The organism is Curtobacterium sp. VKM Ac-2889 (assembly GCF_015350855.1).
Classification (GTDB): domain Bacteria; phylum Actinomycetota; class Actinomycetes; order Actinomycetales; family Microbacteriaceae; genus Curtobacterium; species Curtobacterium poinsettiae.
This window is the reverse complement of the sequence record NZ_JADKSC010000001.1, coordinates 199,748-213,795: the sequence shown is the minus strand read 5'-3', so window position 1 is coordinate 213,795 and position 14,048 is coordinate 199,748. Positions and strand designations below refer to the sequence as shown.

Annotated in this window: 14 protein-coding genes and 1 tRNA gene; 12 read left to right on the top strand and 3 right to left on the bottom strand. The window is 69.8% G+C overall.

The features are described from left to right. Positions 1–53: 53 nt before the first annotated feature. Positions 54–2,006 (bottom strand): acetate--CoA ligase, encoded by a 1,953-nt coding sequence (gene acs / locus ITJ50_RS01055; RefSeq protein ID WP_194589749.1) that lies wholly within the window; start codon positions 2,004–2,006, stop codon positions 54–56. A gap of 765 nt (positions 2,007–2,771) precedes the next feature. Between acs and ITJ50_RS01050 the strand changes: the two genes are divergently transcribed. The 10 genes from ITJ50_RS01050 (at position 2,772) to ITJ50_RS01005 (ending at position 11,021) form a co-directional block, all read left to right on the top strand. Beyond that, positions 2,772–3,701, top strand: a complete 930-nt coding sequence (locus tag ITJ50_RS01050) for a CpaF family protein (protein ID WP_194589748.1) — start codon at positions 2,772–2,774, stop codon at positions 3,699–3,701. Then, positions 3,698–4,531: a type II secretion system F family protein gene (locus ITJ50_RS01045; RefSeq protein WP_042538868.1), complete on the top strand. Its 834-nt coding sequence runs from the start codon at positions 3,698–3,700 to the stop codon at positions 4,529–4,531. Before ITJ50_RS01050 ends, ITJ50_RS01045 begins: the two co-directional genes overlap by 4 nt. Before the next feature lie 84 nt (positions 4,532–4,615). Then, the gene (locus ITJ50_RS01040) at positions 4,616–4,855 is read left to right on the top strand and encodes a DUF4244 domain-containing protein (protein WP_071251849.1); all 240 of its coding nucleotides are present in this window, start codon (positions 4,616–4,618) and stop codon (positions 4,853–4,855) included. Between the two features lie 10 nt (positions 4,856–4,865). Further along, positions 4,866–5,171: a TadE family type IV pilus minor pilin gene (locus ITJ50_RS01035; RefSeq protein ID WP_161598126.1), complete on the top strand. Its 306-nt coding sequence runs from the start codon at positions 4,866–4,868 to the stop codon at positions 5,169–5,171. Position 5,172: 1 nt separating this feature from the next. Further along, positions 5,173–5,652, top strand: coding sequence for an Rv3654c family TadE-like protein (locus tag ITJ50_RS01030; protein WP_056070758.1), 480 nt, complete (start codon positions 5,173–5,175; stop codon positions 5,650–5,652). Continuing rightward, positions 5,628–8,444: a type I DNA topoisomerase gene (topA, locus tag ITJ50_RS01025; RefSeq protein ID WP_194589747.1), complete on the top strand. Its 2,817-nt coding sequence runs from the start codon at positions 5,628–5,630 to the stop codon at positions 8,442–8,444. Before ITJ50_RS01030 ends, topA begins: the two co-directional genes overlap by 25 nt. Further along, a complete protein-coding gene (gene tmk, locus ITJ50_RS01020) occupies positions 8,441–9,076 on the top strand; it encodes a dTMP kinase (RefSeq protein WP_017888708.1) in 636 nt (211 codons plus the stop codon). Before topA ends, tmk begins: the two co-directional genes overlap by 4 nt. Before the next feature lie 25 nt (positions 9,077–9,101). After that, positions 9,102–10,244, top strand: a complete 1,143-nt coding sequence (locus tag ITJ50_RS01015; RefSeq protein ID WP_017888709.1) for a DNA polymerase III subunit delta' — start codon at positions 9,102–9,104, stop codon at positions 10,242–10,244. 24 nt (positions 10,245–10,268) lie between these two features. Further along, positions 10,269–10,904, top strand: a complete 636-nt coding sequence (locus tag ITJ50_RS01010; RefSeq protein ID WP_017888710.1) for a TetR/AcrR family transcriptional regulator — start codon at positions 10,269–10,271, stop codon at positions 10,902–10,904. 44 nt (positions 10,905–10,948) lie between these two features. Further along, positions 10,949–11,021: transfer RNA gene (locus tag ITJ50_RS01005), tRNA-Thr, on the top strand. Positions 11,022–11,166: 145 nt separating this feature from the next. Here ITJ50_RS01005 and ITJ50_RS01000 read toward each other — a convergent pair. Further along, entirely contained in the window at positions 11,167–11,469 is a 303-nt protein-coding gene (locus tag ITJ50_RS01000; RefSeq protein WP_194589746.1) for a hypothetical protein, read from the bottom strand. A gap of 123 nt (positions 11,470–11,592) precedes the next feature. On the opposite strand from ITJ50_RS01000, the gene ITJ50_RS00995 reads away from it, so the two are divergent. Together ITJ50_RS00995 and ITJ50_RS00990 are read left to right on the top strand one after the other, a co-directional pair. Continuing rightward, positions 11,593–12,303: an Ltp family lipoprotein gene (locus tag ITJ50_RS00995; RefSeq protein ID WP_194589745.1), complete on the top strand. Its 711-nt coding sequence runs from the start codon at positions 11,593–11,595 to the stop codon at positions 12,301–12,303. Continuing rightward, positions 12,303–12,614 carry a hypothetical protein gene (locus ITJ50_RS00990; RefSeq protein ID WP_194589744.1) on the top strand — a complete coding sequence of 104 codons (312 nt, stop codon included), beginning with the start codon at positions 12,303–12,305 and terminating at the stop codon, positions 12,612–12,614. Before ITJ50_RS00995 ends, ITJ50_RS00990 begins: the two co-directional genes overlap by 1 nt. A gap of 352 nt (positions 12,615–12,966) precedes the next feature. On the opposite strand, the gene ITJ50_RS00985 is transcribed toward ITJ50_RS00990, so the two are convergent. Next, positions 12,967–13,977: a hypothetical protein gene (locus ITJ50_RS00985; RefSeq protein ID WP_194589743.1), complete on the bottom strand. Its 1,011-nt coding sequence runs from the start codon at positions 13,975–13,977 to the stop codon at positions 12,967–12,969. Positions 13,978–14,048 lie beyond the last annotated feature (71 nt).

The following is a 14,048-nucleotide window of genomic DNA, read 5'->3' as shown; positions in this document are numbered from 1 at the left end:
GAGCAGGGCCTCCAGTCTGTATCTGACTGGAGGCCCTGCTTCCGTCCCCGGGACTACATGAGTTCCGCGATGGTCGCCATGATCGTCGGGTCGGCCAGCGTCGTCGTGTCGCCGATGCGGCGGCCCTCGGCCGCGTCGCGGAGGAGTCGCCGCATGATCTTGCCGGAGCGTGTCTTCGGCAGCTCCGGCACGATGACGACCTGGCGCGGCTTCGCGATCGCGCCGATCCGCTTGCCGACCCAGTTGCGGAGCTCTGCGGCGGCGGTCTCGCGGTCGACGTCGGCGGCGGCCTCGGCGGTCAGGATGACGAAGGCGACGACGGCCTGCCCGGTGGTCTCGTCGGCGGCGCCGACCACGGCGGCCTCGGCGACGCCCTCGTGGCCGACCAGGGCGGACTCGATCTCAGCGGTGGACAGGCGGTGTCCGGAGACGTTCATGACGTCGTCCACGCGACCCTGCACCCAGATGTCGCCCTCGCCGTCGAGCCGCGCACCGTCGCCGGCGAAGTAGCGGCCGGGGAACCGGGACCAGTAGGTCTCGACGAAGCGGTCCGGGTCGTTCCAGATCCCGCGCGCCATCGACGGCCACGGCTCGGTGATGGTGAGGTAGCCACTCTCGCCCGGTTCGGCGCGGTTGCCGTCGTCGTCGACGATCTCGGCGACGATGCCGGGCAGTGGCGTCTGCGCGGCACCGGGCTTGAGCTTCGTGACGCCGGGCAGGGCGGAGATCATGATCGCGCCGGTCTCGGTCTGCCACCACGTGTCGACGATCGGCGTGCGGTCGTGGCCGATGACCTGCCGGTACCACTGCCACGCCTCGGGGTTGATCGGCTCGCCGACGCTGCCGAGCAGGCGGAGGGTCTCGAGGCTGCGGGCCTCCGGGATCTGCCGGCCGGCCTTCATCGCCGCACGGACCGCGGTGGGCGCGGTGTACAGGACGGTGACGCCGTACGCGTCGACCAGGTCCCACCAGCGGCCGGGCTTCGGCTCGTCCGGCGTGCCCTCGTAGAGCACCTGGGTGACGCCGTTGGCGAGCGGGCCGTAGACGACGTAGGAGTGGCCGGTGATCCAGCCGATGTCGGCGGTGCACCAGTAGACGTCCTTCTCCGGGTGCATGTCGAACACGTTCTTGTGCGTGTACGCCGCCTGGGTCAGGTAGCCGCCGGAGGTGTGCACGATGCCCTTCGGCTTCCCGGTCGTGCCCGAGGTGTACAGGATGAACAGCGGGGTCTCGGCGGGGAACGCCTGGGCCTCGTGGGTCGGCGCCGCCTTCGCCAGCTCGTCGTGCCACCAGACGTCGCGGTCGTTCCACGCGATGTCGTTGCCGCCGCGCTTGACGACCAGGACGTGCTCCACCGTGTCGGTGCCCTCGCCGGTCAGCGCCTCGTCGACTGCGGGCTTGAGCGGTGAGACGGCGCCGCGCCGCCAGCCACCGTCGGCGGTGACGACGAGCTTCGCGCCGGCGTCCTCGATCCGGGCACGGAGGCTCTCGGCGCTGAACCCACCGAAGACGACCGAGTGCACGGCGCCGATGCGGGCGACGGCGAGCATCGTCACGACGGCCTCGGGGATGAGCGGCAGGTAGACGACCACGCGGTCGCCCTTGCCGACACCGAGGTCGGTGAGCATGTTCGCGGCGCGCTGCACCTCGGCGGTGAGCTCGGCGTAGGTGATCCGGCGCGTGTCGCCCGGGGCACCCTCGAAGTGGATCGCGACACGGTCGCCGTTGCCCGCCCGCACGTGCCGGTCGAGGCAGTTCTCGGCGACGTTGAGCGTGCCGTCGGCGAACCACTTCGCGAACGGGGCGCCGGACCAGTCCAGGGTCTGCGTGAACGGGGTGCGCCAGTCGAGCAGGGACCGGGACTGCTCGGCCCAGAAGGCCTCGCGGTCCGCTGCGGCTGCGTGGTGGAGGTCCTCGCCGGCGACCGCGTCGGCCACGAACTCGGGTGGCGGCGCGAACGTCGCTCCGTCGTCGCCTCGGGGGTCGGTCTGGGTCGGAGTGGACATCGATGTCCTTTCGCGTCGTTGCGGCCTCTGGTGGCATCCGTCGCCGGTGCCTGCGTGCATCCGGAGACTACCCCTCGGCCGGGTCGGGGTGCGGCACGCCCGGAGGTCGTGTCCGGGGTTGCCCCGGAGGGGTGATCGTGGGGTACAGTAGTTCTCGCTGGACTCGTTTCCGGCGGCATCGAATCGGATTCCCCCCAATCCCTCGATGTCAAGGCGGCACCTGTTCCCCCCAACCGGTGCCGCCTCTTCTGTTTCCCGGGGTCTGACTCGAGCATCGGCCGCTCGTCGGGCTCTGGCATGTGCCCCGATCCGCACAGGGACGCCGGTCGCGTGGACAGACCGGTCCATGCTCGTGCATGCATTCTGCATGTTCTTGCGTAGCAGGTGCTACGTCCAGTCCGGACGCCGGGAGCAGGGGTGGTGGGTGATCCCGGTGGCATCCGTGTCCGATCATCGACCGGGGTACGGCTTTCCGTTTCGGGGGACAAACCGGTCCGTTGGTGGGGTAGCTCGGTGTTGTCCACAAAGTGGGGACCGGCCGATCGGCGCCCTCGAGCGTTCCCTACCGTCGGCGGTATGCCACTCCACCGTGCTCCTCCGCTTTCTTCGCTTGCTCGTGGTTCGTCCGCGTCCACGTCGGCGTCGCACGCGCTGACGTCGTCTGCGTCTGCGTCTGCGTCCGCGTCGGCAGCGCTCGCGCCACCGCCCCCTCCTTCCGCCCCGTTCCTGCCCGGCGCCGCACCGCCGGCACGTCGCCGTGCGGCCGTGGTCGTCGAGTTCGAGGAACTCGCGGCCCTGGTGGCGGACGCCGCTGTGACGGACGTCCTGGTGCTCGGCGGCGTGGGGACGTGGGTCGACCGCGGCACCGGACTCGAAGCCGTCCAGCCTCGGCTGACCGAGACGCGTGCCCGCGAACTCGCGACCCGCCTCGTCGCGCTCGGTGGTCGTCACGTCGACGAGACCACGCCGTGCGCGGACGTCCGGCACGGTGACGGTGTCCGGGTCCACGTCGTCCTGGCCCCGGTGTCGGTCGGGGGCACCGCGGTGTCGATCCGACTGCCACAGGTCCACCGGCCATCGCTCGCCGCCCTCGAACGCGGCGGGACCTTCGCGTTCGTTCCGCGGTCGGTCGTCGAGGACGCCGTCGCCGCGCGCCGGAACGTCCTGGTCACCGGTGCGACCGGCAGCGGCAAGACCACCCTGCTCGCGGCGATGCTCGGGAGCGTCCCCGTCGACGAGCGCATCGTGACGGTGGAGGACGTCGCAGAGCTCCGGATCGCCCACCCGCACGTCGTCGCGCTCGAGGCGCGGCAGGCGAACGCCGAGGGGGTCGGCGCGCTCGGTCTCGACCGACTCGTGCGGGAAGCGCTCCGGATGCGACCCGACCGGATCGTCGTGGGGGAGTGCCGTGGCGCCGAGGTCCGCGAACTCCTCTCCGCCCTGAACACCGGGCACGACGGCGGAGCGGGCACGGTGCACGCCAACGGCATCGCCGACGTCGCTGCGCGCCTCGAAGCACTCGGAGCGCTCGCCGGCCTCGGTGCCGAGGTGCTGGCCCGGCAGGCCGTCAGCGCCTTCGACCTGGTCCTGCACGTGGAGCGACGAGCCGGACAGCGGCGGCTCGGCGGCGTGGGCACGTTGCACGTCGGTCCGGACGGGAGGCTCGAGGTGCGCCCGGTGGACGGGCTGCGGTGAGCCGACACACCGCTGACGGCCCCGCTCGGGTGGCGGGGGTGCTCGACCGGGTGGCGACGCTGGTCGCGGCGGGTGTCCCGCCGCCGCGAGCGTGGCAGCTCGTCGGCGGGCTGCCCGGCGCCGGCGGACCGGCCCAGCAGGACGTCGCCGTCGTCCTGCGCGTCGCGGACCGGACGGGAGCACCCGTCGCCGAGACCCTCCGCGGGCTCGCCGGCGCGCTCCGGCGCGCCGCCGCCTCGGACCGCGCGATCCGGGTCGCCCTGGCCGGTCCGCGGACGAGCGCCCGCGTCGTCCTCGCGCTGCCGCTCTTCGGGTTGGGCCTCGGGGCGGCCTGGGGTGCGGGCGCCGTCGAGGTCCTGGTCGGTTCGCCGGCCGGCTGGGTGTGCTCGGGCACAGCCGCAGCCCTCGTCCTCGCCGGACGACGGTGGACGGCGCGGCTGGTCCGTTCCGCGACGCCCGACGGCCACGTCCCCGGGGTGCTCCTCGACGCCTGGGCCGTGGCGGTGGCCGGAGGCGGATCGTGGACCACCGCCGGGCAGGCCGTCGCCGAGGCGTCCGCCGCAGCCGTCCCACCCGCGGGGGACGTCGATCGTCTGCGGGAGGTGCTCGACCTCGCCCGGCGCGCTGGGGTCCCCGCCGCGGGGCTGCTCCGACGCGCTGCCGAGGACGTCCGCGACGAAGCCGCTGCCGACGGGCTCGTGGCGGCGGAACGCCTGGCCGTGCGCCTGGTGCTGCCGCTCGGGGTGTGCGTCCTGCCGGCGTTCGTGCTCGTGGGGGTCGTGCCCGTGGTGGTGGGGGTCCTCTCCTCCACGGTGGGCGGACCGGGGTGACCTCTCCACAGATGCGGTCGGGACACCGTCGTCGCCACCGCAGCCCGGACAGGCTGGTCCCACCGAACAGAAAGGACGGACTCCATGAGCACCACGTCACCTCCCGACCACCGCATCCGTCGGGCCATCCGCCACCGTCGCCACCGTTCCCTCGTCGCACGGTGGCGCGCCCGACTGCGCGACGACCGGGGATCGGCCACCGCCGAGTACGCGGTCGTCATCCTCGCCGCCGTGGCCTTCGCCGGAGTGCTCGTCGCGGTGATGCGCTCGGGCGAGGTCCAGACCATCCTCACCGACCTCGTCCGTGGCGCGCTCTCGCTGTGAGCGTGGCTCGGTGACGGTCGAGTTCGCGGTCGCGCTGCCCGTGGTGGCCCTCGTGCTGACCGCGCTCGTCGCGGCGGTGCTCGTCGTCGATGCGCAGGGTCGGCTGCAACTCGCCGCCGCCACCGCAGCGCGGGCGATCGGTCGCGACGACGACTCCCAGGGGCGGTCCGCGGCCGAACGGATCGCCCCGGGGGCCTCGATCGTCGTCCGGGCCGACGGCGACCTGGTGTGCGTCGACGCCACGCGCGGCGGGACCGGTCCCTTCGCGGCGCTCCCGCTGACCGCGACGGGGTGCGCCGTGGCCCGAGGGGGCTGACGTGGTGCGTCCCGACGGTCAACGGGGCTCGGCGACCGTGCTGCTCGTGGCGGTCCTCGGCGTGGGGGTCCTCGTCGGGTCGACGGCGCTCGCCGCAGCCGGCCACCGCACGCAGGCCCTCCGCGCACAGGGTGCCGCCGACGCCGCGGCCGTCGGGACCGCTGCGGCCGCCACCGGGCTCGTGTCGGGGGAGCCGTGCGCGGTCGCCACCCGGATCGCGACGGCGAACGGGGCCACCCTCGACACCTGCGAACTCCTCGCGACCACGGCCCGGGTCCGCGTGGTCGTGGGCACCGGTCCGTTCGTCACCGGCGCGCTCGCGGTGGCCGGTCCGGCAGGCAACCCGCCCGAACACTATGTGTATGGTGTGCCTGTCGGCCCGCGGTCACCGATGTCCCGGTCGACCCGGACACGCTCGTGGACAGGGCCGATCAGCACCATCGATCAAGGAGACACGTGCCAGGCACGAAGAAGCTCGTGATCGTCGAGAGCCCTGCGAAGGCGAAGACGATCGCGCAATACCTCGGTGACGGATACGAAGTCCAGGCCTCTGTCGGACACATCCGCGACCTCGTCGAGCCGAAGAACCTGCCGCCCGAGCTCAAGAAGGGCTCCCTCGGCAAGTTCTCGGTGGACGTCGACAACGGCTTCGAGCCGTACTACGTCGTGTCCGACGCCAAGAAGAAGACCGTCTCCGAGCTGAAGCGCGCCCTGAAGGACGCCGACGAGCTCTACCTCGCAACAGATGAAGACCGCGAGGGCGAAGCCATCGCATGGCACCTGCTGCAGGTCCTGAAGCCGAAGGTCCCCGTCAAGCGGATGGTCTTCCACGAGATCACGAAGGAGGCGATCCAGCGCGCGCAGGAAGCCACCCGTGAGCTCGACACCGCCCTCGTCGACGCACAGGAGACCCGCCGCATCCTCGACCGTCTCTACGGGTACGAGGTCTCGCCGGTCCTGTGGCGCAAGGTCGCCCCCGGACTGTCGGCCGGCCGTGTGCAGTCCGCCGCCACCCGTCTCGTGGTCGACCGTGAGCGCGAGCGCCTGGCGTTCGTGTCCGCCAACTACTGGGACCTGTCCGCCCGGTTCGAGAAGGCCGGAGAGTCCTCCTTCTCCGCGCGACTCGCCCGGATCCACGGCACCCGCGTCGCCTCCGGCCGTGACTTCGACGACCGCGGCACGCTCAGCGGCGACGTCGTCCGCCTCGATGAGGCCGCTGCCGCGTCGCTGACGACCGTCCTCGAGCGCGCCGGTGACGCCACCGTCCGCAGCGTCGACTCGAAGCCCTACACGCGACGCCCGGCCGCTCCGTTCACCACGTCGACGCTCCAGCAGGAAGCCGCGCGCAAGCTCCGTCTGTCGCCGCGACAGACCGCCCGTGCCGCGCAGACGCTGTACGAGAACGGGTACATCACCTACATCCGTACCGACTCGGTCTCGCTCTCGAAGCAGGCGATCGACGCGGCCCGCAAGCAGGCGGCCGACCTCTACGGCTCGGCCACCGTCCCCGACAAGCCCCGCCTGTACGCGAGCAAGAGCAAGAACGCGCAAGAGGCGCACGAGGCGATCCGTCCAGCCGGCGACTCCTTCCGCACCCCGCAGGACCTCCAGGGCACCCTGACCGGTGTCGAGTGGCGTCTCTACGACCTCATCTGGAAGCGCACCATCGCGTCGCAGATGGCCGACGCCAAGGGTTCGACCGCGTCGATCGTGCTCGGCATCGCCTCCACCGAGTCGGTGGAGGGCATCGCGTCGACCGCGAACGGCACCGACGCCGAGTTCACCGCCTCCGGCACCGTCATCACCTTCCGCGGCTTCCTCAGCGCGTACGAAGAAGGCCGCGACGAGGACCGCCACGAGTCCAGCGATCGCGCCGGCCAGGACGTCGCCCTGCCGAACGTGGCCCAGGGCGAGCACCTCGCGGTCACCGACGTCGAGGCGAAGGGGCACGACACCACCCCGCCGCCGCGCTTCACCGAGGCGAGCCTGATCAAGACGCTGGAAGAGCTGGGGATCGGACGCCCGTCGACCTACCCCACGATCAGCCCGACGATCATCGACCGCGGCTACGTCTCGCTCCGCGGCACGCAGCTCGTGCCGAACTGGATCGCCTTCAGCGTGGTGCGCCTGCTCGAGGAGTACTTCGGCGAGCTCGTGGAGTACGACTTCACCGCCGAGATGGAAGAAGACCTCGACCGCATCGCCCGCGGCGACGCCGACCGGGTGGACTGGCTCAAGGGCTTCTACTTCGGTGGCGGCGACGACGACCAGCGCGGCCTGCGGACGGTCATCGACAACCTCGGTGAGATCGACGCTCGCGAGATCAACTCGGTCGAGCTCGCTCCGGGCCTCACGCTCCGGATCGGTCGGTACGGTCCCTATATCGAGGTGCCGAGCGACGACCCCGAGAAGCCCCGGCGCGTCAACGTCCCCGAGGACCTCGCTCCCGACGAACTGACCGTCGCGAAGGCGAAGGAACTCGTCGACGCTCCGGTGATCGGCGACCGCGTCGTCGGCATCAACCCGGAGACCGGCAAGGAAGTCCTGGCGAAGGACGGCCGCTTCGGTCCGTACGTCACCGAGCGCGCCCCGGAGCCCGAGCCCACCGTGGACCCGAAGACCGGCGAGGTCGTCGAGTCGCCTGCACCGGCAGAGGCCCCGGCGGACGAGGCGGCTGCTGCGACCGCGACGAGCGAGACGGCGGCGGCGAAGAAGGCCCCCGCGAAGAAGGCCCCCGCGAAGAAGACGACGAAGAAGGCCGCGGCTCCGAAGGAACGCACCGCTTCGCTCTTCAAGTCGATGGACCCGCAGACGGTCGACCTCGAGACCGCGCTGAAGCTCCTCGACCTGCCCCGCGTCGTCGGTCAGGACCCGGAGACCGGCAACGACATCACGGCGCAGAACGGCCGGTACGGTCCGTACCTGAAGAAGGGGACCGACACCCGGACCCTGCCCGGCGAGGACGCGATCTTCGACATCGACCTGCCCGGCGCACTCGAGCTGTTCGCACAGCCGAAGTACGGCGGCCGCACCGCCAGTGCCGCGCTCAAGGAGTTCGACGCCGACCCGGTGTCCGGCAAGGCGATCAAGATGAAGGACGGCCGGTTCGGTCCGTACGTCACCGACGGCGAGACGAACGCGACCATCCCGAAGGGCGAGGACGTCGAGGCCGTCGACCACGCCCGCGCCGTCCAGCTCATCGCGGACAAGCGCGCCAAGGGGCCCGTCAAGAAGAAGACCCCGGCTCGTCGGACGGCGGCCAAGAAGAAGTGACCGGTCGCTTCATCACGCTCGAGGGCGGCGACGGCGCGGGCAAGACGACCCAGGCGGAGCTGCTCTCGGCGTGGCTCGGTGCGCACGGCCGGACGGTGGTGCGCACCCGCGAGCCCGGTGGCACCGACCTCGGCGTCCGGATCCGCCAGATGGTCCTGCACGAGCGGGGCCACATCGCGCCCCGGGCCGAGGCGCTGCTGTACGCGGCTGATCGCGCCCAGCACGTCGAGACCGTCGTCCGTCCGGCGATCGCACGCGGTGACGTCGTGCTGCAGGACCGCTACATCGACTCGTCCGTCGCCTACCAGGGTGTCGCGCGGGGGCTCGGCGCCGAGCAGGTCCGCTCGGTCTCGGAATGGGCCGCCGACGGCCTGGCACCGGACCTCACGATCCTGCTCGACCTCGACGTCACGCTCGGGCGTGCCCGGGTGGCCGCGGCACGGGGGGACACCTTCGACCGCCTCGAATCCGAGGCCGCGGCGTTCCACGAGTCCGTCCGGCAGGCGTTCCTCGCCATGGCGGACGCCGAGCCCGCACGCTTCCTCGTGGTCGACGCCGCAGCTCCGACCGATGCCGTGCAGGACGCAGTCCGTCGCGCGGTCGCCCCGCTCGTCGGGATCGACGCAGCGTGACGGTGGTCACTGACAGGATGGTCCCGTGAGCGTGTGGGACGGCCTGACCGGGCAGGAAGAAGCGGTCGCATCGCTGCGCAATGCAGCCGAGTCGACCGACGGTACCGGCGGCATGACCCACTCGTGGCTCATCACCGGCCCGCCCGGGTCCGGTCGGTCGAACGTGGCGACCGCCTTCGCGGCTGCGCTCGTGGGCAACGGCCCCGACGACGACCACACCCTGCGGCAGATCACCGCGAAGACCCACCCCGACGTCTCGGTGCTCACGACCCAGCGCGTGATCATCACGATCGACGAGATCCGGCAGCTCGTCACCTCGTCGTACTACTCGCCGTCGGTCGGGCGCTACCGCGTCGTCATCATCGAGGACGCCGACCGCATGACCGAGCGGACCTCGAACCTGCTGCTCAAGGCGCTCGAGGAACCACCGGAGCGCACGGTGTGGATCCTCTGCGCGCCCAGTGAAGCCGACCTGCTGCCGACGATCCGGTCGCGCGTCCGTTCGGTCCGCCTGCGTGTGCCCGGCATCGAGTCCGTCGCCGACCTGCTCGTGGCCCGGACCGGTGTCGACCGTGCTCTCGCGATGGACGCCGCTCGTCAGGCGCAGAGCCACATCGGCATGGCGCAGCGCCTGGCCACGAGCGAGCCGGCCCGTGATCGTCGACGCCGGACCCTGACCACCGTGCTCGGTGTGCGGAGCGTCGGTGACGCCGTCATGGCTGCCGCCGAGCTCCTCGCCGTCGCCGACGAAGACGCCAAGTCCATCACCGAGCAGCGCGACTCGGAAGAACGCGACGCGGCCCTGCGCTCGCTCGGTGTCGAGCCGGGCGGGACGATCCCGCCGGCACTCCGGTCGCAGCTCCGTGCGCTCGAGGACGACCAGAAACGCCGAGCGACCCGGAGCCTGCGCGACGGGCTCGACCGGATCCTGGTGGACGTCTCGTCCCTGTACCGCGACCTGCTCCTGATGGGGCTCGGTGCTCCGGCGGAACCGGTCAACCTGGCCATGCGTGAGCAGCTCGAGCACGCACTGCCGACGACCCCGCCCGCCGCCGCGCTCCAGGTGCTGGACGCCGTGGCCCTGGCGCGTCAGCGCATCGCTGCGAACGTCGCGGCACTGCTGGCCCTCGAAGCGCTGCTCGTCACGATCGCACGCGCCCGCCGCTGAGGCCGGGCATGCGAGAATCACGGCATGCCCGACGCTGAACCCGGCCTGCGCGAACGGAAGCGCCGCGCCACCCGGCGCGCCATCCAGCAGGCTGCGCTCCGGATCGCCATCGAGGACGGCCTCGGCGCGGTGACGGTGGACGAGATCTCCCGCCGTGCCGACGTCTCGCCCCGGACGTTCTTCAACTACTTCCCGAGCAAGGAACAGGCGATCCTCGGCGACGACCCGCAGCTGCCGGACGACCAGGCGTTGCAGACGTTCGTCGCCGGGGGGCCGAACGGTGAACTGCTCGCTGACATCGGCACCCTGCTCGTGCACTCCACGCGCGAACTGATCGAGGAACGTGGACTCATCGAGGAGCGGCAGCAGGTCCTCCGCGCCAACCCGGAGCTGTTCAGCCGGCGGATGGCGTCGATGAAGGAGTTCCAGGCGGAACTGCAGGCTGCCGTCGCACGTCGGCTCGAGCGCGCCGACCCCGAGCTCGCCGCGGACGCCGATGCGCTCCGTCGCCGCGCCGGTCTCGCGGCCATCGTCGCCCTCGCCGCCCTGCGCCACGCGTGGTGGGAGTGGTCGGGTTCCGAGGCCGGAACCCACCTGGTCGACGAACTCGAACGGTCCTTCTCCGAGCTCGGCGTGCTGGTTTCGCGTTCACTCGTCTGAACCTGTATAGTCATTGCTCGTGCCACTCCGGACATGGAGTGTGCGCCGCCTTAGCTCAGTCGGTAGAGCGATTCACTCGTAATGAATAGGTCGTCGGTTCGATTCCGACAGGCGGCTCCGAAGGAAATCCCCGGTCATCCCCGTCTTTTGGATGGTATGACCGGGGTTCTCGCGTTTCTAGGTGCACACAGCGGTGCACACAGCGAGCAAGGTGCCCCCCGGTTCGAGGCGCTGGAGCCGTGCACACTGCCGCTGGCGCTTGTCAGTCTGCTTCGGGGAAGTTCGTGACCGCAATCCGTCCGAACTTGACTGCTCGTGCGACGGAGAGCAGCTCACCAGCCAGCGAGGCGACGGCGTCGGAGAGGCTGCGGACGGCTTCCTCAAGTGTGTCCGATCGGTCCTTGCCCGACATCTCTTGCAGACGATCGAGTTCCGACGGCACCGCGGAAATCGCAAGGTCGATGGCCGCGCGGACCCGGTCGTAGTCGATGACGGCGACGTTGTCTGGCCGACCGGCAATCTGCACCGCTGGCGCTTCGTGGATGATTTCGAGATTCTGAGTCATGCTCGCACGATACCTCCCAGGAAGACGTTAGTGCCAACGTCAGAGGCCCCCGGACGCGGGTCGCGCTGGACCTCATTCTGGCCATATGCTCAGCCGGTCCACAGGAACAACAAGGGGAACCCGATGACCGAGTACCAGCCCGCACCCACCGCGCCGCCTGGGCCGCAGAAGCGCTCCAACCCGCTCGGCCTGACAGCCTTGATCATCGGCATCGTCGCCATCATCGGCTGCGCGATCCCGATCGTGAACTTCGTGTCGATCTTCCTCGGCTTCGTCGCCGTCGTCCTCGGCATCATCGGGCTCATCCAGAAGAACCGTGCCCGCGGTCTCGCCATCGCCGGCACGATCCTTGGTGCCATCGCACTCATCGTCGGCATCACGACGGCATCGATTTACTCGGCGGCGGTCAGCAGCGTCTCGGACGCCCTCGAGTCGTCCGCGCCGGCCGCGACAGAGGACGCCGCATCGGCGGCCCCCTCGGAGGAGCCGTCCGAGGAAGCGTCGAAGGACACGTCAGACTCCGACGTTCCTGCCGATTACGCCTCGGCGCTGACCTCCGCGCAGAACTACTCCGACATGATGCACATGTCGAAGGAGGGCCTCCGTGCCCAGCTGACTTCCGAGGCTGGCGACAAGTTCTCCGCCGAGGCAGCCGACTACGCCGTCGAGAACGTGAAGGCTGACTGGAACGCGAACGCCCTCGCCACGGCGAAGAACTACCAGGACACGATGAGCATGTCGCCTGAAGCGATCCGCGACCAGCTCACCAGCGACGTCGCCGACAAATTCACTCAAGCCGAGGCCGATTACGCCATCGCGCACCTCAACGACTGATGGCCGGCACCATCGGGCAGATCTCTGACGCCCTCATCGACCTGCACCACATCGACGATCCAGAAGCTGACCTGGCAACTAAGGACCGCGTGTTCCAGGCCGTCCTCACTCGCCTCAACGAACTTGAGGTGTTCGAAGGCACGGTCAACGACGAGACCGGAGACCACCAGCTCGACCCCACACAGCTGCTCGTCGCAGTCATGGGCATGCAGCACTACCTCATTGATCGCCTCGCTTCGGCGCGACAGGTTGATCCGGAAGCCATCCGGTTCGAGCTCCGCGAGTTCACCTCTGGTCTCGACGACGACTGAAGCACCCCGGAAACGACGAAAGAGCCCCGCAGGCCGTGAAGGTCTGCGGGGCTCTCGTTCGTACACGTGGCGCTCGCCGCGGGTCAGTGTCGGCGGTCGACGGGCGGGACCGGCGCAGGATCAGCACTGCGCTCGTCGCCTCCGATTCGCCAATCACCTCGGCCTGGCGCGTGACCGCCATGTCCGCCGGCGGCTTCGACGAGGTTGAGGCGAGCGCTTCCTGAGGCCTTCCGCAACGATGCAGTGCACCCGCAGGCCTTCGAGGGTGCAATGCTCGTGGAGTGAATTAGGCCGAAGGCGCGTGGCGGCGGCGGGCTGCTGCGTGCGCTCGAAGCGTGCTTTCGGAGTTGATTCAGCCGTTCTCGGTCGGGAGCATCAGTTCAGGGTCGACGTTGAAATACTCCGCCACTCCGAGTAGGAGGATGTGTTGAGTTCCATCTGACGAAAAGGGGAAGTCGGCACCGAGCCGTTCGGCGGCGCGCAACACGGTGGCGGTGTCAAGCGCTTTCGCTTTCGCTTCAACGATCGCCGGCACAGGACCTTCAGGTATGAAGACGTCGTCGGGCCATGGTTCGTCGAAGAACCGCCGGAACTTAGGGAGCAGGACCCCGCGAACGAAGCGGAGCAGGTAGTCAAAGTCATTCACGATGGATGGCATCGTCAAGCTGTCGCCCTCCAAGGTGACAACGGATGAGATCGTCGACTCCACGACTACTTCTGCGTCCGCTGGCAGTGGGAAGCAGGGCTTCACAGCCCACTCGCCGTCTCTCAACCAACGGGCAAGAGGCGAGATAATGCCGACGGGGTCCGCCTCTACCGTGCGGATGATGAACGCAGCAGGAGAGGCGGTGCCGCCAGCAGTGACGAGTGGCGCGTGATGCTTGTCTTCGTTGTTCAGCGCGCCGAGCACAGCGAGCGGATGTCGCGAGCTGGCACCATCTGGTCCCGGTTGCACGGACCGGACAACGTCCATTGCTTCCGCTTCAACGCCACCGTGAATCGTCAGCTTCGTGAGGTCCGACCAGTTGACGATCGGGAACTGGGTCTTTTGCCTGCCGGTATCGATTGGCTCGCCACCATTGGTCACGACCAGCGCTCGCGCGAGGTATTCGAGGCTCGAGCGCAGGTTGTGGGCAATGTCACCAGCTACTGCCGCGACCTCCCTCGGGGGCTGCTTCACGACCCTAGCTCGCACGCCCCAGATGTCGTTTCCGGGTATGTCGCTTGTTGGCAGCCTTTCCGCGACTAGCTCGATCGGCCTTGACTCATCGTAGATCTGGCACATTTGATCTAGTTCGCGAACCAAGTGCTCCGCACGTTCTACCTTCGTGACGATCGATTCTGGCAGTGCGATGCGAGACATACGGGTCACCATAATGCCGATCCCGGCAGCGCAATGACCACAGCCGAAACTGCTCCGGGCTCCTTTGGGAG